This window comes from Pectobacterium versatile (genome assembly GCF_020166435.1).
GTDB classification, from domain to species: domain Bacteria; phylum Pseudomonadota; class Gammaproteobacteria; order Enterobacterales; family Enterobacteriaceae; genus Pectobacterium; species Pectobacterium versatile.
On record NZ_JAINZP010000001.1, the window covers coordinates 44,982 to 71,767 of the forward strand.

Annotated in this window: 25 protein-coding genes; 17 read left to right on the forward strand and 8 right to left on the reverse strand. The window is 51.0% G+C overall.

Features of this window, described 5'->3' with window-relative positions; translation table 11 throughout:
* The first annotated feature begins 253 nt into the window (after window positions 1-253).
* The 7 genes from cvpA (at window position 254) to hisP (ending at window position 6,738) form a co-directional block, all read left to right on the forward strand.
* Complete coding sequence (gene cvpA / locus K7X24_RS00205; protein WP_010298532.1) at window positions 254-754, forward strand: colicin V production protein; 501 nt, start codon at window positions 254-256, stop codon at window positions 752-754.
* Between the two features lie 21 nt (window positions 755-775).
* Complete coding sequence (purF, locus tag K7X24_RS00210; RefSeq protein ID WP_010285044.1) at window positions 776-2,293, forward strand: amidophosphoribosyltransferase; 1,518 nt, start codon at window positions 776-778, stop codon at window positions 2,291-2,293.
* 231 nt (window positions 2,294-2,524) lie between these two features.
* A complete protein-coding gene (locus K7X24_RS00215) occupies window positions 2,525-3,097 on the forward strand; it encodes a UbiX family flavin prenyltransferase (protein ID WP_010285043.1) in 573 nt (190 codons plus the stop codon).
* A 531-nt stretch (window positions 3,098-3,628) separates the two neighbouring features.
* Window positions 3,629-4,408, forward strand: coding sequence for a lysine/arginine/ornithine ABC transporter substrate-binding protein (locus K7X24_RS00220; RefSeq protein ID WP_224552200.1), 780 nt, complete (start codon window positions 3,629-3,631; stop codon window positions 4,406-4,408).
* 140 nt (window positions 4,409-4,548) lie between these two features.
* Entirely contained in the window at window positions 4,549-5,238 is a 690-nt protein-coding gene (locus K7X24_RS00225) for a histidine ABC transporter permease HisQ (RefSeq protein WP_010298525.1), read from the forward strand.
* A complete protein-coding gene (locus K7X24_RS00230) occupies window positions 5,231-5,947 on the forward strand; it encodes an ABC transporter permease (RefSeq protein ID WP_103971291.1) in 717 nt (238 codons plus the stop codon). The genes K7X24_RS00225 and K7X24_RS00230 overlap by 8 nt, the downstream gene beginning before the upstream one ends.
* A 17-nt stretch (window positions 5,948-5,964) precedes the next feature.
* A complete protein-coding gene (gene hisP / locus K7X24_RS00235) occupies window positions 5,965-6,738 on the forward strand; it encodes a histidine ABC transporter ATP-binding protein HisP (RefSeq protein ID WP_103862171.1) in 774 nt (257 codons plus the stop codon).
* Window positions 6,739-6,916: 178 nt separating this feature from the next.
* On the opposite strand, the gene K7X24_RS00240 is transcribed toward hisP, so the two are convergent.
* From K7X24_RS00240 to yfcG, 3 genes are all read right to left on the reverse strand, one after another.
* Window positions 6,917-7,822 carry a TIGR01777 family oxidoreductase gene (locus tag K7X24_RS00240; protein WP_224552202.1) on the reverse strand — a complete coding sequence of 302 codons (906 nt, stop codon included), beginning with the start codon at window positions 7,820-7,822 and terminating at the stop codon, window positions 6,917-6,919.
* Between the two features lie 15 nt (window positions 7,823-7,837).
* Window positions 7,838-8,209: a dihydroneopterin triphosphate 2'-epimerase gene (gene folX, locus K7X24_RS00245; protein ID WP_103941009.1), complete on the reverse strand. Its 372-nt coding sequence runs from the start codon at window positions 8,207-8,209 to the stop codon at window positions 7,838-7,840.
* Between the two features lie 124 nt (window positions 8,210-8,333).
* Window positions 8,334-8,960 (reverse strand): GSH-dependent disulfide bond oxidoreductase, encoded by a 627-nt coding sequence (gene yfcG / locus K7X24_RS00250; RefSeq protein ID WP_103862168.1) that lies wholly within the window; start codon window positions 8,958-8,960, stop codon window positions 8,334-8,336.
* 265 nt (window positions 8,961-9,225) lie between these two features.
* On the opposite strand from yfcG, the gene yfcE reads away from it, so the two are divergent.
* Both yfcE and yfcD read left to right on the forward strand, forming a co-directional pair.
* Window positions 9,226-9,777, forward strand: coding sequence for a phosphodiesterase (gene yfcE, locus K7X24_RS00255; RefSeq protein ID WP_224552204.1), 552 nt, complete (start codon window positions 9,226-9,228; stop codon window positions 9,775-9,777).
* A 123-nt stretch (window positions 9,778-9,900) separates the two neighbouring features.
* A complete protein-coding gene (gene yfcD, locus K7X24_RS00260) occupies window positions 9,901-10,569 on the forward strand; it encodes an NUDIX hydrolase YfcD (protein WP_107333160.1) in 669 nt (222 codons plus the stop codon).
* Between the two features lie 72 nt (window positions 10,570-10,641).
* Here yfcD and K7X24_RS00265 read toward each other — a convergent pair whose 3' ends face one another.
* The 3 genes from K7X24_RS00265 to ackA form a co-directional block, all read right to left on the reverse strand.
* A complete protein-coding gene (locus K7X24_RS00265; protein ID WP_039506189.1) occupies window positions 10,642-11,502 on the reverse strand; it encodes a DUF817 domain-containing protein in 861 nt (286 codons plus the stop codon).
* A gap of 319 nt (window positions 11,503-11,821) precedes the next feature.
* On the reverse strand, window positions 11,822-13,960 hold the full coding sequence (gene pta / locus K7X24_RS00270) for a phosphate acetyltransferase (RefSeq protein WP_039491517.1): 2,139 nt from the start codon (window positions 13,958-13,960) through the stop codon (window positions 11,822-11,824).
* Window positions 13,961-14,039: 79 nt separating this feature from the next.
* Entirely contained in the window at window positions 14,040-15,242 is a 1,203-nt protein-coding gene (ackA, locus tag K7X24_RS00275) for an acetate kinase (RefSeq protein WP_224552206.1), read from the reverse strand.
* Between the two features lie 431 nt (window positions 15,243-15,673).
* Between ackA and yfbV the strand changes: the two genes are divergently transcribed.
* From yfbV to K7X24_RS00295, 4 genes are all read left to right on the forward strand, one after another.
* Complete coding sequence (gene yfbV, locus K7X24_RS00280) at window positions 15,674-16,129, forward strand: terminus macrodomain insulation protein YfbV (protein WP_224552208.1); 456 nt, start codon at window positions 15,674-15,676, stop codon at window positions 16,127-16,129.
* A 164-nt stretch (window positions 16,130-16,293) separates the two neighbouring features.
* Window positions 16,294-16,788, forward strand: coding sequence for a YfbU family protein (locus K7X24_RS00285; protein WP_010295396.1), 495 nt, complete (start codon window positions 16,294-16,296; stop codon window positions 16,786-16,788).
* A gap of 21 nt (window positions 16,789-16,809) precedes the next feature.
* Window positions 16,810-17,466: a sugar phosphatase gene (locus K7X24_RS00290; protein WP_224552210.1), complete on the forward strand. Its 657-nt coding sequence runs from the start codon at window positions 16,810-16,812 to the stop codon at window positions 17,464-17,466.
* A gap of 323 nt (window positions 17,467-17,789) precedes the next feature.
* Complete coding sequence (locus K7X24_RS00295) at window positions 17,790-19,622, forward strand: SLC13 family permease (protein ID WP_224552212.1); 1,833 nt, start codon at window positions 17,790-17,792, stop codon at window positions 19,620-19,622.
* Window positions 19,623-19,666: 44 nt separating this feature from the next.
* On the opposite strand, the gene yfbR is transcribed toward K7X24_RS00295, so the two are convergent.
* Together yfbR and K7X24_RS00305 are read right to left on the reverse strand one after the other, a co-directional pair.
* Window positions 19,667-20,266, reverse strand: coding sequence for a 5'-deoxynucleotidase (gene yfbR / locus K7X24_RS00300; RefSeq protein ID WP_103862164.1), 600 nt, complete (start codon window positions 20,264-20,266; stop codon window positions 19,667-19,669).
* Window positions 20,267-20,408: 142 nt separating this feature from the next.
* On the reverse strand, window positions 20,409-21,623 hold the full coding sequence (locus K7X24_RS00305; protein ID WP_039484049.1) for a pyridoxal phosphate-dependent aminotransferase: 1,215 nt from the start codon (window positions 21,621-21,623) through the stop codon (window positions 20,409-20,411).
* Window positions 21,624-22,125: 502 nt separating this feature from the next.
* Here K7X24_RS00305 and lrhA point away from each other — a divergent pair.
* From lrhA to nuoC, 4 genes are all read left to right on the forward strand, one after another.
* Complete coding sequence (lrhA, locus tag K7X24_RS00310) at window positions 22,126-23,076, forward strand: transcriptional regulator LrhA (protein ID WP_224552214.1); 951 nt, start codon at window positions 22,126-22,128, stop codon at window positions 23,074-23,076.
* Between the two features lie 677 nt (window positions 23,077-23,753).
* Entirely contained in the window at window positions 23,754-24,194 is a 441-nt protein-coding gene (locus K7X24_RS00315) for an NADH-quinone oxidoreductase subunit A (protein WP_010278904.1), read from the forward strand.
* Window positions 24,195-24,211: 17 nt separating this feature from the next.
* Window positions 24,212-24,886, forward strand: a complete 675-nt coding sequence (locus K7X24_RS00320) for a NuoB/complex I 20 kDa subunit family protein (protein WP_005969846.1) — start codon at window positions 24,212-24,214, stop codon at window positions 24,884-24,886.
* A 98-nt stretch (window positions 24,887-24,984) separates the two neighbouring features.
* On the forward strand, window positions 24,985-26,784 hold the full coding sequence (gene nuoC / locus K7X24_RS00325; RefSeq protein ID WP_039484051.1) for an NADH-quinone oxidoreductase subunit C/D: 1,800 nt from the start codon (window positions 24,985-24,987) through the stop codon (window positions 26,782-26,784).
* Window positions 26,785-26,786: the final 2 nt, after the last annotated feature.

The window sequence follows — 26,786 nt, forward strand, 5'->3', positions numbered from 1 at the left end:
GCAGGCCGCGGGGATGAGGTTCACATCGGTGATACGTCGCCCCGCATCTGTTTTAAGATGCCTGCTGTGAGTTTTGAGATGCCGAGAGTTAATAGAATCAGGCATGACGTCTTGTCGGTTTTTTCGCCTGATTATCTATCGATGAAATCGGCGGAAATACGCTACGCAAACGTTTTCTTTTTCTGTTAGAATGCGCCGCGAACAGGATGACGTAGCGGCTTATCGGTAGCATCGTTCATTATTAGGATAGTTCATGGTTTGGGTTGATTACGTCATTATTGGCATCATCGGATTTTCGGCTCTGGTTAGCCTGATCCGGGGGTTTGTTCGCGAAGCGCTGTCGTTAGTAACCTGGGGATGTGCTTTTTTTGTCGCCAGCCATTACTACGCTTACCTCGCGGTCTACTTCACCCGTTTTGATGATGAGCTGGTGCGTAACGGCATTGCGATTGCCATTCTGTTTATTGCAACGTTGATTGTGGGAGCTATCGTCAACTATGTGATTAGTTCACTGGTTGAACGTACCGGATTATCCGGCACCGATCGCGTTCTGGGCATCTGTTTTGGTGCGCTGCGTGGGGTGCTGATCGTTTCCGCACTGCTATTCTTTCTGGATACGTTCACCGGTTTTTCACAAAGTGATGACTGGAAGCAATCCCAGTTAATCCCGCAGTTCAGTTATATTATCAGGTGGTTTTTTGACTACCTGCAAAGCACGTCAAGTTTCTTGCCGCAGCATTTACCGCTGCGGTAGCGCTGATGAGGAAAAGACACCATGTGCGGTATTGTCGGTATCGCCGGTTTTACACCGGTCAACCAGTCGATTTATGACGCGTTAACGGTGTTGCAACACCGTGGGCAGGATGCTGCGGGTATTGTGACCATCGATGCCTTTAATTGTTTTCGCCTGCGTAAGGCCAATGGCCTGGTGAAAGATGTGTTTGAAGCGCGGCACATGCAACGCTTACAGGGCAACATGGGGCTTGGCCATGTGCGTTATCCGACTGCGGGCAGTTCCAGCGCCTCGGAAGCACAGCCTTTCTATGTTAACTCTCCGTTCGGCATCACGCTGGCTCACAACGGTAACCTGACTAACGCCCACGAACTGCGTAAAAAGCTGTTCGAGCAGGAGCGCCGTCACGTTAACACCACGTCTGATTCTGAAATTCTGCTGAATATTTTCGCCAGAGAACTGGACCGTTTCCAACACTACCCGCTGGAAGCCGATAATATTTTTGCGGCCGTTGCCGCGACGCACCAGCAAATTCGCGGTGCCTATGCCTGTGTTGGCATGATTATCGGTCACGGTATGGTGGCTTTCCGCGATCCTAATGGGATTCGTCCTCTGGTGATTGGTAAGCGCGATCTGGAAGATGGCCGCAGCGAGTATATGGTGGCGTCAGAAAGCGTCGCGCTGGATACGCTGGGCTTTGAATTTTTACGCGATGTGGCGCCGGGAGAAGCGATCTACATTACGGAAAAAGGGCAGCTGTTTACCCGCCAGTGTGCAGAGAATCCAAAGAGCAATCCGTGCCTGTTCGAATATGTCTACTTCGCTCGCCCGGATTCCTTCATCGATAAAATTTCGGTCTACAGCGCACGCGTTCGCATGGGCCAGAAGCTCGGTGAAAAAATTGCGCGCCAGTGGGAAGATCTCGATATTGATGTCGTGATCCCGATTCCTGAAACCTCTTGTGATATTGCGTTGGAAATCGCGCGCATTATCAACAAGCCGTATCGTCAGGGATTTGTGAAAAACCGCTATGTTGGCCGCACGTTTATCATGCCGGGGCAGCAGGCGCGTAAGAAATCGGTACGCCGTAAGCTGAACGCCAACCGTGCTGAGTTCCGTGACAAGAATGTACTGCTGGTGGATGACTCCATCGTGCGTGGTACAACGTCGGAGCAGATTGTGGAGATGGCTCGTGAAGCAGGAGCCAAGCGTGTTTATCTGGCCTCAGCGGCACCGGAAATTCGCTTCCCTAACGTGTACGGCATCGATATGCCAAGTGTCAATGAACTGATTGCCCACGGTCGCGAAGTGGATGAAATCTGTAAAATTATTGGTGCCGATGAGCTGATATTCCAGGATCTCGACGATCTGATTGAAGCCGCGCGTGAAGATAACCCGGATATCGCTCAGTTTGAATGCTCGGTGTTCAACGGAATTTACGTGACAAAGGATGTCGATCAAGGTTATCTGGATTATCTGGAAGTTTTACGTAACGACGATGCCAAAGCGCTGCGTAGCCAGAATGAAGTTGAAGATCTGGAATTGCACAACGAAGGTTAACAGCTAGTCGCACATTAAGCTGTGTTGAAGGGGGAGGACGCGAAAGTGTCCTCCCCTTTGTTGTATGTAGAGAAAAGTTGTATGTAGAGAAAATTTTGTATGGAGAGAAAAATAGCATAGAGAAAACAGTGTTTCGGTGCTTATCCTTGCTTATCGCTAATCAATGCGGCAAAGTTTGCGCAGATGATTTTTCCGCGTTTCTGCTGACGCGGCCAGCCAGAGGCAGTATGAATGAAGCGACTCATTGTAGGAATTTCCGGTGCCAGCGGCGTCATTTACGGCATCCGGCTGCTACAGGTTTTACAGACGCTGGAAGGTATCGAAACGCATCTGATCATGAGTCAGGCCGCCCGACAGACGCTGGCGTTAGAAACGGATTTTAGCCTGCGTGACGTGCAGGCGCTGGCCGATGTGGTACACGACACGCGTGATATTGCTGCCAGCGTCTCTTCGGGGTCGTTTAAAACGGCGGGGATGGTGATTTTACCCTGTTCGATAAAAACCCTTTCCGGCATTGTGCACAGCTACAGCGACAATCTATTGACCCGCGCGGCTGATGTGGTGCTGAAGGAGCGTCGTCCTCTGGTACTGGGGGTGCGTGAAACGCCGCTACATTTAGGGCATTTGCGGTTGATGACCACCGCCGTTGAACTGGGGGCGATAATCATGCCGCCGGTGCCTGCATTTTATCATCGCCCAGAAAGTGTGCAGGATATTGTCGATCAGACGGTGAATCGTATTCTGGACCAGTTTGACATCGACCTGCCAAAAGATCTCTTTATCCGCTGGCAAGGTGCGTCGTAGCAGGATAGCGGCTCAGACACGCTATTTTTTTCTCTCGGGTCGGTAAACGTTTACTGCCCTTTTTTTGTGCCTTTTTATCACATTGCACTAATTTTGTGCGCAAAAGCACCAAAATGGTGCATTTAAGTTTTTGTATTCATGCCAATGTTATCTATCCTTATTGTTACACGCTAAAAATATCCTCTGAAAATATTGCAGAATCAAATGGTTAACCCTTACTTTCTGCGCGCTTCGCTCATGGGGTTTTTACGACATCCCTACGTTCATTGTGGCATGAAAACTGCTACAAAAACGGTAATAGTCGGCATAGAAAACAAATAGCACTCATATCGTTCATTTTTAAAACAATCCACCCTAAATAATTCGAGTTTCAGGAAGGCGGCAAGAGAAGGAATCCCGATGAGCTTACTTAGGTAAGTGATTCGGGGGAGTGAACGCAGCCAACGCACATGCAACTTGAAGTATGACGGGTATAAATCGTTCCGACATTGACGACACATGACATCAATCACTCATGATAAGGGTAGCAATATGAAGAAACTGATCAAAGTCTTGCCGTTGGCACTCATTCTGGCTGCGGGTAGCGCGATGGCGGAGATTCCTAAGAATATTAAAATTGGTACCGATCCTACCTATGCTCCCTTTGAATCCAAAAACGCCAGCGGTGAACTGGTTGGGTTTGATATCGATCTGGCGAAAGAGCTGTGCAAGCGTATTCAGGCTAACTGTACGTTTGTAGAAAGCGACTTTGATGCGTTAATTCCGTCCCTTAAAGCTAAAAAAATCGATGCCATTATCTCTTCTCTGTCCATCACCGAAAAACGCCAGCAGGAAATTGCTTTCACCGAGAAGCTGTATGCGGCCAATTCACGCCTGATTGCGAAGAAAGGGGCGAGCATTGAACCTACGTTAGCTTCTCTGGGCGGCAAACGTGTTGGCGTATTGCAGGCATCAACACAGGAAGCCTTTGCCAATGCTAACTGGCAGCCGAAAGGCGTTGACGTTGTCGCTTACCAAAATCAGGATCTGATTTATGCCGATCTGGCCGCAGGCCGTATTGATGCAGCCTTTCAGGATGAAGTCGCCGCAAGTGAAGGTTTCCTGAAGCTTGATGCGGGTAAAGACTATGAATTTGCTGGCCTGGCGGTAAAAGATGACAAATTTTTCGGTGTGGGGACCGGTATGGGTCTGCGCAAAGCGGATACTGAGCTGAAAGCCGCGCTGGATAAAGCCTTTGAAGAAATGCGTAAAGACGGTACCTACGATACCTTCGCGAAAAAATACTTCGATTTTGACGTCTACGGCGGCTAATGTCGCCACTGTGACTCTCATTTCTTTATCACATGTGTAGCGGGATCGTAGGGCATGCGGCACGGGATCGTTCCTCTCGTGCCGTATTCCTGACTGATGACGCAGCGTGCCATTAACCGCTATTTCAACGGATATCATTGATGCTCTATGGCTATTCCCAGCTAATTCTGGATGGTGCCATCATGACGCTGGAGCTGGCCGCGAGTTCGTTACTGCTGGCGCTGGCTATCGGCCTGATTGGTGCGTCGGCGAAGCTGTCTTCCAACCGTCTGCTGGCGGGGTGTTTTTCCTGCTATACCACGCTGATTCGTGGTATTCCCGATCTGGTACTGATGCTGCTGATTTTCTACGGTCTGCAAATTGTCTTAAACGGCGTGACGGAATCGATCGGCTTGGATCAGATTGACATCGATCCGTTGACTGCCGGGATTATTACACTGGGCTTTATTTACGGCGCGTATTTCACGGAAACCTTTCGTGGTGCCTATCTTGCCGTGCCGCGTGGGCAAATCGAAGCTGCCGTCGCGTTCGGTTTCTCTCCCATGAAGGTGTTCCGCCGTATTCTGTTTCCTTCCATGATGCGCTTTGCGCTACCGGGCATCGGCAATAACTGGCAGGTGATCCTGAAAGCGACGGCGCTGGTGTCATTGCTTGGCCTGAATGATGTGATTAAGGCGACGCAACTGGCCGGAAAGGGCACACACGAACCGTTTTATTTTGCGCTGGTTGCCGGGGCGATGTACCTGATTTTTACCACCATTTCTAACGGCGTGTTGTGGTGGCTGGAAAGGCACTATTCGCAGGGAGTCAAAAAAATAAACTATGAGTGAGATCCTGCAACAATATTGGCAGCCGCTCCTGTGGAGTGATGGTTACCGCTTGACCGGGCTGGCGATGACGCTCTGGCTGCTCATTTCCTCGGTCGTTATTGGCGGGCTGATGGCGCTACCACTGGCGATTGCCCGCGTGTCGCCGCGACGCCGGTTCAGCTTTCCGGTTTGGCTATTCACCTATGTGTTCCGCGGTACGCCGCTCTACGTGCAGCTTCTGGTGTTCTATTCCGGCGTGTATAGCCTGGAGATTGTGCGCGGCACCGATCTACTGAATGCCTTTTTTCGCAGCGGGCTAAACTGTGCCATTCTGGCGCTGGCGCTTAATACCTGTGCGTACACAACAGAGATTTTTGCGGGAGCAATCCGCTCGGTACCTCATGGGGAAATTGAAGCGGCCAGAGCATATGGCTTCTCCCGCTTTAAGCAGTATCGCTGCATTATTTTACCGAGTGCACTGCGTATTGCGCTGCCTGCGTACAGTAACGAAGTGATTCTGATGCTGCATTCAACGGCGCTGGCCTTTACCGTAACGGTGCCGGATATTCTGAAGATTGCCCGTGATATCAATGCGGCAACCTACCAGCCGTTTTATGCCTTTGGCATTGCGGCGGTCATCTATCTGGCGATCTCGTTTGTGTTAATTGGGCTGTTCAGAAAGGCGGAACGGCACTGGTTACGTCATCTTTATACCCGTTCATCCCATTAAACGCAGGAAAAAAGAGTATGTCGAATAACAAACTGATGGTGACGGAACTGCGTAAACGTTATGGCCAGCATGAGGTGTTGAAAGGGATCTCATTACAGGCGAAAGCGGGTGACGTTATTTCGATTATCGGGTCGTCCGGTTCGGGGAAAAGTACCTTACTGCGCTGCATTAATTTTCTGGAAAAACCCTGTGAAGGCGCGATTTACGTCAGCGATCAGGAAATTCGCATGGTGCGTGATACTGACGGACAGCTGAAGGTGTTTGATAAAAAGCAGCTTCAGATGCTGCGGACGCGCCTGACGATGGTATTTCAGCACTTCAATCTGTGGAGCTTCATGACGGCGTTAGAGAACGTGATGGAAGCGCCAATTCAGGTGTTAGGGCTCAGTAAAGCGGAAGCGCGTGAGCGGGCGGTGTTCTATCTGAACAAGGTTGGGATCACGGATGTGGCCCAACAGAAATACCCGTCGGATCTCTCCGGTGGTCAGCAGCAGCGCGTTTCTATTGCACGGGCGTTGGCGATGGAGCCGGAAGTTTTGTTGTTTGATGAACCTACGTCAGCGCTGGATCCCGAACTGGTCGGCGAGGTGTTGCGTATCATGCAGCAGCTTGCGGAAGAAGGGAAAACGATGGTGGTGGTGACGCATGAAATGGAGTTTGCCCGTCATGTTTCCAGCCACGTTATCTTCTTGCATCAGGGCGTAATTGAAGAAGAAGGGCCACCGGATCAGCTTTTCGGTAGCCCGAAAAGTGCACGTTTGCAGCAGTTTTTGTCCGGTGCGTTGAAGTAGGTTTTGGGGCTGATGATGTGCATTGAGCGATGATAATGGGTAGATCGTAAAGACGCTGTGAATACATCCCTGTACGCTCGAGCCGCGCCATCCTTGGCGCGGACGCTTTACTCTTCTATCCCATTATCATCGTTCCCGTTCTGCGAAAAGGCTACCAGCAACCTGAGATGGATAGTTATCAGCTCGGTTTTTTGATGACGTCCTGCAGGGCTTCTTCCAGCTCAATGAAACGGAAAGTAAAGCCTGCGGCTTCTAACCGCTGCGGAATGGCGCGCTGTCCACCCAGTACCAGCGTCGACGCTTCTCCCATCAGTAGTTTGATCACAAAAGCGGGAGCCCGTAAGAAACCGGGACGATCCAATACGTGTGCCAGCATGGCAGAAAATTGTTCATTATGAACCGGATAGGGTGCAACCATATTGAAAGGGCCGTTCAGTATCGGCTGGTTCAGCAGATAAATAATGCCGTTCGCCATGTCATCAATATGAATCCACGGCATATATTGCTTGCCGGAACCCATCGGCCCGCCAAGTCCGAGACGGAAAATCGGCAGCATTTTTGCCAGCGCGCCGCCCTGTGCTGACAGAACGATGCCGGTGCGCAGCAGGCAGACGCGGGTTTTATCACTTTCGGCGGACTGCGCCAGCGCTTCCCAGCGGGCGCACAGATGATGTGTAAATTCATCGACTGGGGATTCATCTTCGGTGACCAGCGCTTCTCCCTGATCGCCATAATACCCGACAGCGGATCCTGAGATAAAAATCGCTGGCGGCTCACTGCTGGCCTTTATCAGCGTGGCAAGCTGTTCGGTGATGTTCCAGCGGCTCTTTGCCAGACGCTGTTTTTGCTGTGGCGTCCACCGTTTGTCGGCGATAGGTTCGCCCGCCAAATTGATGACGCCGTCAAAGTCGTTCAGTGAGGTGACATTACTCAGCGTGGACCAATATTCCACCTGATTGCCGAGAACGCCTCGAGCGCGCTCAGGATCGCGTGTCAGTACCGTGATGTCATGGGAAAGCAGCTGTAATCGTTGGATAAGATGGCGGCCAATAAGGCCGGTTCCGCCTGTTATGAGTAGTTGCATCGCTTCCCCTTATCTTTATGCCTTGTGATAACGCAGGGTCATGGAAACCGAATCGGCGTATCGCAGGGCAAACGGTTTATCTACTTCTACTTCAGCATAGGTTATCCATTCGTGATCGCTGGCGATGTTGAGCACATCCTGCGTTAATTTTTCCAGCAAAGCGAAGCGGTTATCTTCTACATGGCGAATAATGTTTTTGGTGATGGTGCGGTAGTTCAGCGCATCGGCAATATTTTCGCTGTTGCGTGCTTGTTCTGCTGGGTAGTGAATCACAACGTTGATGATCACATCCTGCTTATTCGTGATTTCCTCATCTTTGATACCGATGAAGGTGCGCAGCCGCAGATTTTTTATACGAATAATGGCGTCAGAAGGATGATGTGGCATTGCTCGGCCCTCGGTTGCTTCTGTTGCTGCGACTAAACCGCAGCGTCAGGGGTATCGTTAACGACAATATGTTGATTACCATAGCAGAAGATACCCAAAGGCCGAATGAGATGATGCCAGAATTTTATTGCTCGGCGAGCTGGTAAGCCCGTTGCGTTGCCGGGCGCTCACTGATACGCGTATACCACGCCTTCACCGCTGGGTAATCATCAAGGTCGACGCGCTGGCGAGCATAAGAAACGACCCACGGGTAGGTCGCGATATCGGCAATGCTGTAATTTTCTCCTGCTAGCCAAGGGCTGTCTTGCAGATGTTTATCCAGCACGCGATACAGGCGCTGCGTCTCCTGCTGATAGCGTTCAATGGCGTAAGGCACTGGCTGAGGAGCATAGTGGTTAAAATGATGATTCTGCCCCAGCATTGGCCCGAAACCGGCGACCTGCCAGAACAGCCACTGTAGTGTGGCCGTACGCTCACGTAATGACGTGCTCAATAGCACGCTATGCTTTTCCGCCAGATAGAGCAGAATCGCGCCAGATTCAAACAGGCTAATTGGCGTGTCACCTTCCGCGGGCTGCGTATCGACAATCGCGGGAATTTTGTTGTTAGGCGAGATAGCCAAAAACTCCGGTTTGAACTGTTCGCCTTTGCTGATATTCACGCGGTGGAGCTGGTAGGGGAGATTAGCTTCTTCCAGAAACAGGGTGATCTTGTGCCCGTTAGGGGTTGGTGCGTAATACAGGTCAATCATGAATCAAGTCTCCGTTTTAATTCAGAAAAACATCATGGACTGTATGGCAGTTGATCGCTTCAGAGAACGATGCGCTGTCAGAATAGCGTATTGAGGAACGGGCCCTTACCCTACCACTTCTACGAGTGAAAAATAAACGATGGCGCACCTCGTTATACGATCTTTACCGGAAGCGTGCTGCCAACTTTGGTAGACTACGTCCGATGAAGGATGCGGGCGGCGTTGTGGGTGTAGCATTGTTGATATAAACGTTGTGGAGATAACGATGAAGTTGATGTTTGCGTCCGACATACACGGTTCCCTCAGTGCGACGGAGCGCGTGCTGGAAGTCTTTGAGCAGAGTCAGGCCGACTGGCTTATCTTGCTGGGCGATTTTCTCAATCATGGCCCACGCAACCTGCTGCCGGAGGCGTATCAGCCTGCGGAAGTGGCTACCCGGCTAAACGCTTATGCGTCACGTATCATTGCCGTACGGGGAAATTGCGACAGCGAGGTTGATCAGATGCTGCTGACCTTTCCGATAACGGCACCCTGGCAACATGTGCTATTGCCGCAGAATCGCCTTTTCCTGACGCACGGTCATCTTTATCATCCAGATAATATGCCACCGCTACACGCGGGGAATGTGCTGGTATATGGTCATACTCATATCCCCGTTGCTGAACAACGCGGGGAATATTATTTTTTCAATCCCGGCTCAGTGAGCTTGCCGAAAGGGGGATACCCCGCGAGCTACGGTTTACTTGAACAAGACGAACTGCGGGTTCTACCGTTACACGGCGGCGAACCTATTGCACAGGTCGCGATTAGGCACTAATTTAGCGTATACCCTGTTTTTGACCTTGAATAACAGCAAGGCAGCAGGGAATATTCACAGCAAAGTTCGATCATTTAAAACAGACGCGCGTAGCAACGTGCCAATACTAAAGGGTTTCAGAGGATGGCGGAACAAAGTCAGGCAGCAGGCACAGAGTGGGTTGATATCGTCAATGAAAACAACGAGGTAATTGCTCAGTCAAGTCGTCAGCAGATGCGTGCTCAGAGTCTTCGCCATCGTGCTACTTACATTGTTGTGCATGATGGAATGGGTAAAATTCTGGTGCAGCGCCGGACGAAAATCAAAGATTTCTATCCAGGCTGGCTGGACGCGACCGCTGGCGGCGTAGTGCAAAGCGGTGAGCAGATGCTGGAATCCGCACGCCGTGAAGCCGAAGAAGAGCTTGGCATTGCAGGTGTGCCGTTCGCAGAGCACGGCTTGTTCTATTACGAAGGCGAGAATTGCCGGGTATGGGGCGGGCTGTTTAGCTGCGTCACCCACGGGCCGTTTGCGCTACAGGAAGAAGAGGTTGATGAGGTTAGCTGGCTGACGCCGCAAGAAATCACCGCACGCTGCGATGAATTTACGCCGGACTCGCTGAAAGCTCTGTCGCTGTGGCTGACGCGCTATAGCGATCAGGATTATGGCAAGCCGATTTCACGTAAGCTGAACGAGGCAGTCGAAGCCGCTGCAACACCTGCTGTTAATAATAAAAATATCCATGATGAAAATGCTCATGATGAAAACGACAGCAACGTCGTTACTCCATCAGACGCTGATTCACAGAAATAATTTCTTCCCTGTCTCGCCGCTGCTTTTTCTCCGCTGCGGCGTCTATTTTTCCGAGTGATAAACTGCGGGTTATCACTCGGGAACATGAATACTCTTCTTGATGTCCTTCAGGTAAATCACGATGGTGAACGTCATGATCACCAGCAAAGCCCACGAGCTCCATTTCCCTACGTGAACCATCGACCAGGCTCCGAGCTGTTCTGGATAGCTCCAAACACTGAAAAGCGTACTGATATTTTCAGCCAGCCAGATAAAAAAGCCGATCAGAATAAAGGCCAGTGACAGCGGCATTCGTCGTTCCCGATCGTAAGGCGTGAAAATGACGGTGGTACGTGCATAGAGCCCGACAGCCAATGCGGCAATGTACCAGCGATAGTCGCCGATGTAGTGGTGGGTGAAGAAATTGGCATAAATGAGTAGCGCGACCAGCGTTGCCAGCCAGTAGGGCGGGTGATGGCGAATTTTCAGATCGAATAGCCGCCAGGACTGAATGATATAGCTACCGACAGAGGCGTACATGAATCCGGCAAACAGCGGTACACCCAGTACCTTGGTGTAGGCGAAATCAGGGTAAGACCAGGAACGAATACCTGATGAGGTTTTAAACACCTCAAGCGCAAAACCTACGAGGTGAAACAGCGTAACGGCTTTTAACTCATCCCAGGTTTCCAGCTTGCTGGCGATCATCCACCCCTGAATCACAATGGCGAATATCAACAGCAAATCATAGCGAGGGATAGCGAACCAGCCCGCTTTCGGCACGCTGAAAACAGCAAGAAAGAACAGGCCTACGAAGATACAGGCGCGGGCTTCTTTGACGCCGAAATAGAGAAATTCAATCAAAAAACGGGTTAACCCTGTTGGCGATGAAGGCGTGATCCCTTTTTCCAACTGCTGCTGAAAGTGTTGATCCAATAATCGTATTACAGTCATCCATAGACCCTGTTTATGGTTATTCTTGAGCCTGCTCGGTGTGGTTTTTTGTGCGGAGAGCAATAAAAAATGCCAGCGCTGAGGCTGGCATAGAAGATAACAGAATTAATCTGAATATATCCGTCATACTTCAAGCTGATTGTGCGTTGGCTTCCTTTAAATACTCGGCCCGTCGTGGGCCTCGCCCTAAAGGGCCGCTGCAAGCAGCGTTCAAATCTGCTCCCAGCAGATTTGTCACCCCCAGTCACTTACTTGAGTAAGCTCCTGGGGATTCGTGCAGTTGCCGCCTGCAAGCAACTCGAATTATTTAGGATACCGATTAGAGCTGTGTAGCCTGAATGGCGGTCAGGGCAACGGTGTAAACGATGTCGTCTACCAGGGCGCCACGAGACAGGTCGTTAACCGGTTTGCGCATGCCTTGCAGCATTGGCCCGATGGAGATCAGGTCGGCAGAACGCTGTACCGCTTTGTACGTGGTGTTACCGGTGTTCAGGTCAGGGAAGATGAACACGGTAGCTTTACCCGCAACTGGCGAGTTCGGCGCTTTGGACTGTGCAACGTCAGCCATGATAGCGGCGTCGTACTGCAACGGACCATCGATGACCAGATCAGGGCGTTTTTCCTGCGCCAGACGAGTCGCTTCACGCACTTTCTCAACATCGCTACCCGCGCCGGAGTTACCGGTAGAGTAAGAGATCATCGCAACACGTGGGTCGATACCGAATGCGGTAGCGGAATCAGCAGACTGGATAGCGATTTCAGCCAATTGCTCTGCAGTTGGGTCTGGGTTGATGGCGCAGTCGCCGTAAACCAGAACCTGCTCAGGCAGCAGCATGAAGAACACAGAAGACACCAGCGAGCTGCCCGGTGCTGTTTTTATCAGTTGCAACGGCGGACGGATGGTGTTAGCGGTGGTATGAACGGCACCAGAAACCAGACCGTCAACTTCGCCCTGTTCCAGCATCAGCGTACCCAGAACCACGTTGTCTTCGAGCTGTTCGCGCGCAACCACTTCGGTCATGCCCTTGCTCTTACGCAGCTCAACCAGACGTGCAACATAGCGTTCACGCACGACAATCGGATCGACGATTTCGATGCCTTTGCCCAGTTCTACGCCCTGAGCGGCAGCAACACGTTGAATCTCTTCTGGGTTACCGATCAGCACACAGTGAGCAATACCGCGTTCAGCACAGATAGACGCTGCTTTAACGGTACGTGGTTCATCGCCTTCTGGCAGAACGATACGTTTGCCTGCTTTACGCGCCAGCTCAGTAAGCTGATAGCGGAACGCTGGCGGAGACAGACGACGTGAACGCTCAGATTCTGCGCTCAGTGAATCGATCCACTGGGTGTCGATGTGGCGTGCAACATATTCCTGCACTTTCTCAACACGTTGACGGTCATCAGCCGGTACTTCAAGGTTGAAGCTTTGCAGGCTGAGTGAGGTCTGCCAGGTGTTGGTGTCGACCATAAATACTGGCAGGCCAGTCTGGAAGGCACGTTCGCACAGCTTGGCAATGCTCGGATCCATTTCGTAGCCGCCAGTCAGCAGCAGGGCACCGATTTCCACGCCATTCATGGCAGCCAGACAAGCGGCAACCAGAACATCAGGACGGTCAGCGGACGTCACCAGCAGTGAGCCAGGACGGAAATGCTCCAGCATATGAGGGATGCTGCGTGCGCAGAAGGTTACAGACTTAACGCGACGCGTCTGAATGTCGCCTTCGTTGACGATACGAGCATTCAGGTGCTTCGCCATATCGATGGCGCGCGTAGCAATCAGGTCAAAGCTCCACGGGATGCAGCCCAGAACCGGCAGCGGGCTGTTAGCGAACAACTGCTTCGGATCGATGTTGGCAACGCTGGCTTTGGTGGAATCATCAAAGATTTCAGACAGGTCAGGGCGAGTACGGCCCTGGTCGTCTACTGGCGCATTCAGTTTGTTGATGATCACGCCAGTAATGTTTTTGTTTTTGCTGCCGCCGAAGCTGGAACGCGCCAGTTCGATACGGTCTTTCAACTGTGCTGGGGAATCGTTACCCAGCGCCAGTACGAAGACGATTTCTGCGTTCAGCGTTTTGGCGATTTCATAGTTCAATGCGTTAGCAAACTGGTGCTTACGGGTAGGAACCAGACCTTCAACCAGAACGACTTCAGCGTCTTTGGTGTTTTCGTGGTAGCGCGCGATGATTTCTTCCATCAGCACGTCTTGCTGGTTGGAGCTCAGCAGGGCTTCAACGCGGCTCATCGCCAGCGGCTCGGCGGCGCTGATGGCGGAATTAGCACGAATAATGGTAGTCGTTTGGTCTGGCGTATTGTCGCCACTGCGCGGCTGGGCAATAGGTTTGAACACGCTCAGGCGGACGCCTTTCTGTTCCATGGAGCGGATGACACCCAGGCTGACGCTTGTCAGACCAACGCTGGTGCCAGTTGGGATCAACATGATTATACGGGACACGGCCGAACCTCTTTACGGTTGCTCGTTAGTCAAAAACAACACCGTCAGCCTTGGCTGACGGTGTTGGGAGTTACGTGTTTTACGCAGTCAGACGGTAAGCGTCTTCGGCGATGACCAACTCTTCATTGGTCGGGATAACCAGCGCCGCGCGGGTGCCATCTTTAGCGATGTTACCACCTTTACCGAAGCGTGCAGCCAGGTTGCGCTCGTGATCGACGTCGAAGCCCAGCAGACCCAGTTTTTTCAGCGACAGTTCACGAACCATTGCGGCGTTTTCACCGATACCACCGGTGAAGATGACGGCATCCAGACGGCCTTCCATCAGTGCAGCGTAAGAACCGATGTATTTCGCCAGACGGTGGCAGTAAACGTCCATTGCACGTTTAGCATCTGCTTTCGTCTCGTAGTTATCTTCAACGTAGCGGCAGTCGCTGGTCACTTCAGTCAGACCCAGCAGACCAGATTCTTTGGTCATCAGGGTGTTGATGCTATCAATGTCCATGCCCAGTGCGTCGTGCAGGTGGAAAATCACAGCTGGGTCGATATCGCCGCAGCGCGTACCCATCACCAGACCTTCCAGCGGAGTCAGACCCATTGAGGTGTCAACGCATTCGCCATTACGGATTGCAGTAACGGAACCACCGTTGCCCAGATGGCAAGTGATGACGTTCAGCTCTTCTACTGGTTTGTTCAGCACTTTAGCGGCTTCACGAGAAACAAAGTAGTGGCTGGTGCCGTGGAAACCGTAGCGGCGGATGTGGTTTTCTTTATACAGTTTATACGGCAGTGCATAAAGGTAGGATTCTTCCGGCATGGTCTGGTGGAACGCGGTGTCGAAAACAGCGACGTTTTTATCAGCCAGGTGTGGGAAAGATTTCAGTGCTTCGTCGATGCCGATCAGGTGCGCCGGGTTGTGCAGAGGTGCAAAAGGTACGGAATCTTTGATACCCTGAAGAACATCATCAGTGATGATCGCGGATTGGGTGAACTTCTCACCGCCGTGAACGATACGGTGACCAATAGCAACCAGTTGAGCTGACAGCTCCGGTTTCTGAGACAGAATGGTATTGACGATGAAGTTCAGCGCTTCGCTGTGAGCTGCACCGGCACCCAGTTCGGCGTCTTGTTTACCGCCGTCCATTTTCCATTTGATGCGGGCTTCAGGCAGGTTGAAACACTCGGCTAAACCAGACAGGTACTCTTCTCCGTTAATCGCATCGATGATAGCGAATTTCAGGGATGAACTACCGCAGTTAAGAACCAGTACTAACTTACTCGACATGGAAGTACCTACTTGTTATACATGGTTAAAAAAAATGTCATACAGGGCATAGCGTATCGCATGCCGCTGCTGGCATTTATGATTAACATCATACCTTGGTGTGATACACCAAGGTATGATGATGAAATAGGGTCGATACTATGATGTAGGTTATATCGGATAATCGATACAACCATATGACATCGACCTGATGTAAACCGCAGCTTTTAAAGCGATGGATAACCGCGTTATGGCCGTTGGCTGCGCTTATGTCGCGAAGGGAATTATACTCCTTGCGTGTAGTCATACTACTTTAGGTATACAGCGGCCAAAAGGCCGATCTAGGATACCGATAGCGTAGGCTAAACACAAAATATATTTTAACCTTATCAACTTGAGTTGTTGATTTGTGCAAAAGTTTTATTTTTTATCTGTAAAGTTGAGGTGTGGCTATGGCGACGAAACCAGACAGTAGAATCAGTTGGCTACAGCTACTCCAACGTGGGCAGCATTACATGAAAGCGTGGCCAGCAGAAAAGCGGCTGGCGCCCGTCTTTCCTGAAAACCGCGTGGCGCGAGCGACGCGGTTCGGTATCCGCATCATGCCGCCGCTGGCGGTGTTTACCTTAACGTGGCAGATTGCGCTCGGTGGCCAGCTCGGCCCCGCCATCGCCACCGCGCTGTTTGCCTGTAGTTTGCCGTTGCAGGGGCTCTGGTGGCTGGGTCGCCGTTCTGTGACACCTTTACCGCCGACGCTGGCGCAGTGGTTCCATGAGATTCGTCATAAGCTATTGGAGTCAGGCCAGGCATTAGCGCCATTGGAAGAAGCGCCAACTTACCAAGCGTTGGCGGATGTGCTGAAGCGTGCGTTTAACCAGCTTGATAAAACCTTCCTGGATGATTTGTGATCGGCGTCAGGCTGTGTGCGGGTTGATGGCTATTTTGTTCTTTCCCCTGTTTCAAATCAAAGAAGCGGTGGCTACCGCTACCGTGACACGATTCAGTATGCGATTCTGAGGCCAATACCTATTTAGCGATATTGGCTTACACCAAAGAGGTTCAGGAGAGCAACATGGAAATGACAAATGCCCAGAGATTGATCCTTTCAAATCAATATAAAATGATGACGATGCTCGATCCCGACAACGCCGAGCGCTATCGCCGGTTACAAACGATTATCGAGCGTGGTTATGGTTTGCAGATGCGCGAACTGGACCGTGAGTTTGGCGAGCTGACCGAAGAGGTGTGCCGCACCATTATTAACATCATGGAAATGCATCATGCCTTGCAGGTGTCGTGGACCAATCTGAAAGATAAGCAGGATTTGGATGAGCGTCGCCTGACCTTCCTGGGCTTTGATGCCGCAACGGAAGCACGCTACCTCGGTTTTGTACGCTTTATGGTACATGTTGAAGGTCGCTATCCCCACTTTGATGCGGGTACGCATGGGTTTAACGCTCAGACAAAAATGTGGGAAAAATACAACAGAATGCTGGCTGTTTGGCAATCCTGCCCGCGCCAGTATCACTTGAGTGCAGTTGAGATCGCACAGATCATCAACGCCTGATTAATGAAAAAGGGGCTTTCTGTGGAGTGTAAAGGTTTTCTGTTCGACCTCGATGGTACGCTGGTTGATTCACTGCCTGCTGTAGAACGTGCGTGGATTAACTGGGCAAAAGATCACGATATTGAACCACAGGAAGTGCTGGATTTTATTCATGGCAAGCAGGCAATCACCTCCCTGCGTCACTTTCTTCAAGGGCAAAGCGAAGAAACGATTCAACAAGAGTTTGATGCGCTGGAAAAAACAGAAGCGTCTGACACGCAGGGAATTGTTGCCATGCCAGGGGCGAAGGCGCTGTTGGAACGTTTGGATGCGCTGGATATTCCCTGGGCGATTGTGACATCCGGCACGGTGCCGATTGCCAGCGCCCGTCATCATCGCGGAGAACTGCCTGCTCCTCGTGCCTTTATTACAGCGGAGCAGGTTGTTAAAGGTAAACCTCACCCCGATGCCTATTTACTTGGCGCACAGCAGCTAGGGCTGAAGCCGGAAGAGTGTGTCGTCGTTGAGGATGCACCCGCAGGCGTGCTATCGGGTTTGGCGGCTGGCTGCAAGGTCATTGCGGTGAAGGCACCAGCAGACACGCCGAAACTGGATCAGGTCGATCTGATCCTTGATTCGCTGGAGCAGATAGAAATAGAACCATCACTGAACGGCGCTAAGGTGCTTCTGCGCCAGTAGGTTGTCTGTAACATAATGACAAAACTGTGACTAAATATGATCAGACCTCGCATCCGCGAGGTTTTTTTATGGCAGACTATACCCGTCATACTTCAAGCTGCATGTGTGTTGGCTTCTCTTACTCACCCCAGTCACTTACTTGTGTAAGCTCCTGGGGATTCGTGCGATTGCCGCCTTCCTGCAACTCGAATTATTTAGGGTATACCAACGTCTGCCACCCTTTGGGCCACCGCTACGCGGTGTTGAAAAATGCGCCTGCTTTTTTTTTATGGCATGCTGAACCTTCACCTCTCAATATGCATTTTTCCGTCAGGGGAACCGTTTTGAATAGCGAACTTCTCTGGGTTTTATCCCTGTTGCTGATCGCCATTGTGTTGTTTACCACCAATAAATTACGCATGGACGTTGTCGCGCTGTTGGTCATTATCGCGTTTGTACTGAGTGGTACACTGACGCTATCTGAAGCATTGGTAGGGTTCAGCGATCCTAACGTGATATTGATTGCAGCCCTGTTTGTGATTGGTGAGGGGTTGGTTCGTACCGGTGTTGCTTATCAGGTCGGTGATTGGCTGGTCCGCGTGGCGGGCAGCAGTGAGATGAAGATGCTGATCTTACTGATGGTCACCGTTGCGCTGCTGGGGGCTTTCATGAGCTCCACTGGCGTTGTCGCGATTTTTATTCCCGTGGTGCTGAGTGTTTCCGCTCGGATGAAAATTTCCCCCGGAAGGCTGATGATGCCGCTGAGTTTTGCCGGATTGATTAGCGGCATGATGACGTTGGTCGCAACGCCGCCGAATATGGTAGTGAGCAGCGAGCTGATGCGTGAAGGTGTTGCGGGCTTTGGGTTTTTCAGCGTGACGCCGATAGGGATGGTGGTATTGCTGCTGGGCGTGGCGTATATGATGGTAGCGCGTTACTGGCTTGGCGACGCCGAGACGGCAACAGCAAAAGAGATGTGGAAGAGAAGAACGTTTCGCGATCTGATTCGTGATTACCGACTGACGGGCAGGGCACGTCGGCTGGCGATTCGCCCAGGATCGCCTTTTATCGGCCACCGTCTTGATGATTTACGCTTGCGTCAGCGCTTTGGGGCGAACGTAGTCGGGATTGAGCGCTGGCGTAAATTTCGCCGTGTGATGATCAGCGTGGCGGGCAATACCGAACTTCGCCTGAATGATGTCTTACTGATCGACATGTCGGCTTCTGAGGTGGACTTACGCGAATTTTGCACTGCACAGCGGCTTGAACCGATGGTGCTGCGCGGTGAGTATTTCTCCGAGCAGGCGCGTGATGTCGGAATGGCGGAAGTCTCTTTGATTCCTGACTCTGAGCTGTTGGGTAAAACGCTGTACGACGTCGGGTTTCGAAGCCGCTATGGCCTGAGCGTCGTAGGGATTCGCCGGGCAGGTGAAGCGATGGAAGGCATCCTCGCCGATGAACCGCTCCAGCTCGGTGATATTCTGCTGGTGATGGGTGACTGGCGCATGATTCGACAACTGCACACGCAGAAAAACGATTTCCTTTTACTTAATCTCCCTGCCGAAGTGGATGACGTTGCGCCCGCGGTGAGTCAGTCTCCACACGCGCTGTTTTGCTTGGCGCTGATGGTAGCGATGATGCTGACGGATGAAATACCGAATGCGGTCGCCGCGCTGATCGCGTGTTTGCTGATGGGGAAATTCCGCTGCATCGACATGGAAAGTGCTTATCGAGCCATTCACTGGCCGAGTATTATTCTTATCGTCGGGATGATGCCGTTTGCGCTGGCGTTGCAGCAAACGGGGGGGGTCGCACTAATTGTTAAAGGGTTGATGGATGTTGCCGGGAACGCTGGGCCGCATGTGATGCTGGTATGCTTGTTCATACTGTGTGCCGTGATCGGCCTGTTTATTTCCAACACGGCGACGGCGGTGCTGATGGCACCCATTGCAATTGCCGCAGCGAAGCAGATGGGCGTGTCGCCTTATCCTTTTGCGATGATCATCGCCGTGGCGGCATCTGCCGCATTTATGACACCCGTGTCGTCACCAGTGAATACGTTGGTACTGGGGCCAGGAGGTTATAAATTCGGGGACTTTGTACGCATTGGCGTCCCCTTTACCGTGCTGGTGATGTTGGTCAGCGTAGTGATGGTGCCGTGGCTGTATCCGTTCTGACGGTGTCAGCTGTTGTTCTCGTTGCTCGCGTATAACGGCAAATGTTATAGCGGTGAGTCCTGACTGATTTCGTCAAGCGACAGGCTAAAGCTGGGCACGAACACCGTCATGAAATAGTCCATTTCCGGGCTGTGGCGCAGCTGCAAGGTTTTTTCCAGTCGTGCTTTGGCAAGCGTGAATTCTGCGTTGCCTGCCGATAATTCTTCCAGACACTTCAGGTAGGCGCACAGGGCGTCTGCCTGTTTAACGATGAGGCGTTCTTCTTCGCTGGTGTAGTGGTCATCCAGCAGCATGCGATAATCCTGCTGTAACTCTTCCGGCAACATCTCAATCAGTTTCTGCTGTGCAATCTTCTCTATCTTCTTGTACTCATGTGCGATCTGCGCGTTGTAGTACTTGATGGGCGTCGGCATGTCACCGGTCAGCACCTCGCTGGCATCATGATACATCGCCAATAGTGCGATGCGTTCTGCATTCAGACTACCTTCGAATTTGCGGTTTTTGATTACTGCCAGCGCGTGGGCGACAAAGGCGACCTGCAAGCTATGCTCGGAGACGTTTTCCGTGCGCACGTTGCGCATGAGCGGCCAACGGCTGATGAGTTTTAGACGAGATAAATGGGCGAAAAAGTGGCTCTGATTCATGGCGATCTCTCAGACAACAGCGCGGTGAAATAGCAATATCGTGGGCTTCTATTGTGGGCACTTGCCAGAGATTATGCAAACGGAGGTGAGGTATTCGCCGAGCGGTGATTGCCCGGCGAGGATAGGCACGATGACTGTTGGGCTATTGGTGGTAGTGACCCAGAAAACGACCTAACTTGTGGATTGCCATGTCCAGTTCATCAATACGCGGCAGCGTGACAATGCGTACATGGTCTGGGTAAGGCCAGTTAAATGCAGTTCCCTGAACCAGTAACACTTTCTCCTGCAACAGGAGATCCAGCACCAGTTTTTGGTCGTCGTGGATATTAAAGCGCTTAGCATCAATGCGTGGGAACATATACAGCGCGCCGCGTGGTTTTACGCACGATACACCGGGGATCTGATTGATCAGTTCCCAGGAACGGTTGCGTTGCTCGTACAGGCGTCCGCCGGGCTGAATAAATTCACTGATGCTCTGATAGCCACCTAGCGCGGTTTGAATCGCATGCTGCATTGGCACGTTGGCACACAAACGCATGGAAGCCAGCATTTCTAGCCCTTCAATGTACCCTTTGGCGTGCTTTTTCGGGCCGTTCAGTACCATCCAGCCTTGACGGAAACCCGCTACGCGGTAGGTCTTGGAAAGTCCGTTGAACGTGACCGTCAGCAGATCCGGCGCGAGAGCGGCAATAGAATGATGCTGCGCGTCGTCATACAGAATTTTGTCGTAAATTTCGTCGGCGAAAATGATCAGGTTATGTTCGCGTGCAATCGCCACGATATCCAGCAGCAGCTCTTTGCTGTAGACCGCACCCGTTGGGTTGTTCGGGTTGATGATCACAATACCGCGAGTATTGGACGTGATCTTTTTACGGATATCATCCAGATCGGGGAACCAATCGGAGGATTCATCGCAGAGATAGTGAACGGCATTGCCGTTAGACAGGGAAACTGCTGCGGTCCAAAGCGGGTAATCCGGCGCAGGGACCAGCATTTCATCACCCGGATTAAGCAGCGCCTGCATGGATTGCACGATGAGTTCGGAAACACCGTTACCAATATAGACGTCTTCGACCGTCATATCGCGCATATCCCGCGCCTGATAGTGCTGAACGATGGCCTTACGGGCGGAATAGAGGCCTTTGGAATCACAGTAGCCCTGTGCCGTTGGCAGATTACGGATGACATCGACCAGAATTTCGTCCGGTGCCTCGAAGCCGAAAGGGGCAGGGTTGCCAATATTCAGTTTAAGGACTTTATTACCTTCTTCTTCAAGCCGCTTGGCTTCCTTTAAGACTGGGCCACGGATGTCATAGCATACGTTCTCCAGCTTCTTGGATTTTTCAATCGGAGACATAAATAGTACGAACCTTTTTGCAGAGAGCGCATATTCCCAGACGGAATAGCATAACCTGCTTAATGTACTCCTCCTATAGTACCTTTTGAAGAATGATTATCGCTTTCGCTGCAAATGATTGCGCATCTGCACTATATGGTTGTGTACTCGTTGGATGGTGCGATATGGTAGGGGGGCGGACGACTGTTCATGCCGCACTTTTTTAGCGCCAAAATAGGGTGACAGGGAGATCTCGTTTATTTAAGTGTGGAGCGTATTTATTTCGCAAGGTGAAATAAAGGGAAGGTGCCGTTGTTATTGAATTAAGGATTAAGGCTGGTGAGCCATTTAATTACATGATGTCTTACCAATGGAAAGGCGATAGTGGTAACGAAATATAAGTATTTTTTGCCCTTATCGTGCGTCTGCGATAGTGTCTTTAAATGTATCGGTCATTACCTGTACATGTAATAAAACACCAGGAATATTTTGTTAAAATTAAAATAGATAAGTGAAAAATCGTATGACCAGTGCAAATCGACCAGTACTTAATCTCGATCTTGATTTACTGAGGACGTTTGTTGCCGTTGCAGATTTAAATACGTTTGCAGCTGCGGCGGCCGCAGTTAATCGAACTCAATCGGCTGTCAGCCAGCAGATGCAGCGGCTGGAGCAACTCATCGGAAAGGAGCTTTTTGCTCGGCACGGGCGTAATAAGTTGCTGACTGAACATGGTATTCAGTTTCTGGGTTATGCCAGAAAAATATTACAATTCAATGATGAAGCCTGTATTTCATTAATGTACAGCGATATTCAAGGTACGCTGACCATTGGAGCGTCTGATGATACTGCAGATACCATCCTTCCTTATATTCTACATCGGGTGACATCCGTATTTCCTAAACTTTCCGTCAACGTTAGCGTAAAACGTAGCGCCGAAATGATGGAAATGCTGAATGAGGGAAAAATAGATCTGGTCATTACTACAATGAACGGTGTGGTGTTTCCTCATGTGTTATTGCGTAGTTCTCCGACGCTATGGTACTGCGCCGCGGATTATCAGTTCCGAGCGCAAGAACCCGTACCTCTGGTTGTTCTGGATGAACCGAGCCCTTTCCGTACGCTGGCTACGCAGCAGCTGACGGCTGCAGGGATCCCCTGGAGAATTGCTTATGTGGCTTCAACGCTGTCTGCTGTGCGAGCTGCGGTGAAGGCTGGAATGGGCATCACAGTGCGTTCAGTAGAAATGATGAGCCCAGAACTGCGAGTGCTCGGCGAGGAGGAAGGGTTGCCGAGATTGCCTGAAACACGCTATTTCCTCTGCCAGAATCCTAACCAGGAGAACGAACTGGCGACGGCAATTTTCAATGTGGTTGAATCAGGGAAGCCCTCTCACATTACGCCTGTCAGCCTGTTAGCAAACAGCGCGAATGGAAAACTGTCTTCCGATCCGTCGCTGAAGAACGCGATCTAATCGTAATGGGTAGTTCAGTATCATTCGGGGAGGGTAGGGATGCCCCCCGAATGATGATGATTTATGACTAACCTGTTAAACCCACATCGGTAGCGCCTTCTTGGCCTGATTTTTTACTCCGATCCCAATTTGCGTTTTCCATTTCACATCAATAGGCTAGGCGTGGCGAGATTAATAACCCTTTCCGTTTTATAAAACGTCGGTTCTATTTTTTTAAAATAATGTTGTGGAAAATGGCGTCAAACCTTATCCAGCATCACCTTGATTTTTTTACTAACTAAATTGGTAAAAATGTGTGCTGGATCAAAAAATACCCCTAATAACCCCATGGGGGAACAGGCATTTTCTGTGAAAATGGTATAGTGGCGCGGTGAACTTGCTTTCTGTGTCGCTGTATGCGGGTTAATCGACGAAAGTACTGACTCGTTTTAGCGACGAGTGAGAACACAAAATGTTAACAAAACAGCGTGCATGTAAAGTAATGTACTGGTATTTTTAGTAAGGTTGAAAAAAGGTTACAAATTTAGGGGCTCAACCATACCAAGCAAGGCTTACCTGATACGTTTCCGTGCTTTTTTGTGGTTATTATCCTTCCTTTTAATCGATGTGGCGCATTAATAACTGCCGATAACAGAGCAGGGATGTTACCCGCTACTTTTGATGAGTAAGCAAAGAGAATGTCAACAACTACTGAAATCCTCGCCCATCATTGGGCATTTGGGCTATTCCTAATCATTGCCGTAGGCCTTTGCGTCTTCATGCTGACCGGTGGTTTTTTGCTGGGTGGAAGAGCAAAAGGCAGAGCCAAAAACGTACCTTATGAATCTGGTATCGATTCCGTAGGTTCAGCGCGGTTACGCCTGTCTGCTAAATTTTATCTTGTCGCTATGTTCTTCGTTATCTTCGACGTTGAAGCCCTCTATCTCTACGCTTGGGCTGTGTCTATCAAAGAAAGCGGCTGGATTGGCTTCATTGAAGCAACCATTTTCATTTTGGTGCTGTTGGCTGGTTTGATTTACCTGGTTCGCGTTGGGGCACTTGACTGGACTCCAGTACGTTCCAAGAGACAAGTCGTTAAATCAGACATCATCAACACTACCAACAATCATCCGCAGTAACAGCGAGGCATTTTAAGATGGACTATACGCTCACCCGCATAGAGCCGGACGGTGAGAATGACCGTTATCCCCTGCAACGTCAGGAGATCGTTTCCGACCCTCTGGAGCAACATGTTCACCGCAGTGTCTACATGGGCAAACTGGAACATGCATTACACGATACGGTGAACTGGGGACGTCAGAACTCCCTGTGGCCGTATAACTTTGGCTTGTCTTGTTGCTACGTAGAAATGGTGACGTCATTTACTGCTGTTCATGACGTTGCGCGTTTTGGTGCTGAGGTTCTACGTGCATCGCCACGTCAGGCCGACTTCATGGTGGTAGCGGGAACCTGTTTTACCAAAATGGCCCCTGTTATTCAGCGTCTGTATGAGCAAATGCTTGAGCCTAAATGGGTTATCTCCATGGGCGCATGTGCTAACTCCGGCGGTATGTACGATATTTATTCCGTCGTTCAAGGCGTAGATAAATTCCTGCCTGTTGATGTGTATATTCCGGGCTGCCCTCCGCGTCCTGAAGCCTACATGCAAGCGCTGTTGCTGCTGAAAGAATCCATCGGTAAAGAACGCCGCCCTCTGTCATGGGTGGTGGGTGAACAGGGCGTTTACCGCGCCAACATGCAATCTGAGCGTGAGCGCAAACGCGGCGAGCGAATCGCTGTGACCAACCTGCGTTCGCCTGATGAGATTTGACCTGTAGATGATAAACCCGGTGGCCGTGTAATACCCCGATAATAGTGTGCGGTCATTATCAGCTACAGAAATAGCACATTTAATGTGGTGACATATTTATGACAGATTTAACGACACACGATCTCGCTCAGCCAGGCTGGCAAACCCGCGATCATCTTAACGATCCGGTCGTTGGCGAACTGTGTAACCGTTTTGGACCAGATGCATTTACTGTACAGGCAACCCGCACAGGTATCCCTGTTGTGTGGGTCAAACGTGAGCAATTACTGGATGTTGTCGCATTCCTGAAAAAACAGCCGAAGCCTTATGTCATGCTGTTTGACCTGCACGGTATGGATGAGCGCCTGCGCACCCATCGTGAGGGTTTACCTGCCGCCGACTACTCCGTCTTTTATCACCTCATTTCCATCGAGCGTAACCGCGACATCATGCTGAAAGTCGCGTTGGCTGAAAATGATATGCATTTGCCGACCGTGACCAAGCTGTTCCCGAATGCCAACTGGTATGAGCGGGAAACTTGGGAGATGTTCGGTATGACCTTTGATGGTCACCCGCACCTGACGCGCATCATGATGCCGCAGACGTGGGAAGGGCATCCATTGCGTAAAGATTATCCGGCGCGTGCGACCGAATTCGATCCTTTCGAGCTGACCAAGCAGAAAGAAGATTTGGAAATGGAATCGCTGACGTTCAAACCGGAAGAGTGGGGTATGAAGCGCGGTACTGAAAATGAGGACTTCATGTTCCTCAACCTCGGTCCGAACCACCCCTCTTCACACGGTGCCTTCCGTATTATCCTGCAATTGGATGGCGAAGAAATCGTCGACTGCGTGCCTGATGTGGGTTACCACCATCGCGGTGCGGAGAAAATGGGCGAGCGCCAGTCCTGGCACAGCTACATCCCTTATACCGACCGTATTGAATACCTCGGCGGCTGCGTTAACGAAATGCCGTACGTGCTGGCAGTGGAAAAACTGGCTGGCATTGAGGTGCCGGATCGCGTCAAGACGATTCGCGTAATGCTGTCTGAGCTGTTCCGTATTAATAGCCATCTGCTGTATATCAGTACCTATATTCAGGACGTCGGTGCGATGACACCGGTGTTCTTTGCGTTTACTGACCGCCAGAAAATTTACGATTTGGTTGAAGCGATTACCGGTTTCCGTATGCACCCAGCGTGGTTCCGTATTGGCGGTGTGGCGCACGATCTACCACGCGGCTGGGAACGTCTGCTGCGTGAATTCCTTGACTGGATGCCGGCTCGTTTGGACACCTATGTCAAATCTGCATTGCAGAACACCATTCTGAAAGGCCGTACTCAGGGCGTTGCTGCCTACAATGCGAAAGAAGCATTGGAATGGGGCGTAACGGGTGCAGGTCTGCGTGCTACTGGTATCGGTTTTGACGTGCGTAAATGGCGTCCATATTCCGGCTATGAAAACTTTGACTTTGAAGTGCCAGTAGGCGACGGCATCAGCGATTGCTATAGCCGTGTTATGCTGAAAGTTGAAGAGCTGCGTCAGAGCTTACGTATTCTGGATCAGTGCCTCAAGAACATGCCGGAAGGCCCGTTCAAAGCGGATCACCCGCTGACGACGCCGCCGCCAAAAGAGCGCACGTTGCAGCATATCGATACGCTGATTAACCACTTCCTTCAGGTTTCCTGGGGACCGGTTATGCCTGCCAATGAATCATTCCAGATGGTTGAGGCAACGAAGGGCATTAACAGCTATTACCTGACCAGTGACGGCGGCACGATGAGCTACCGTACCCGTATTCGCACGCCGAGCTATGCGCATCTGCAACAGATTCCTTCTGTAATTCGCGGATGTCTGGTATCCGACCTGATCGTTTACCTCGGCAGTATTGATTTCGTAATGTCAGATGTGGACCGCTAATT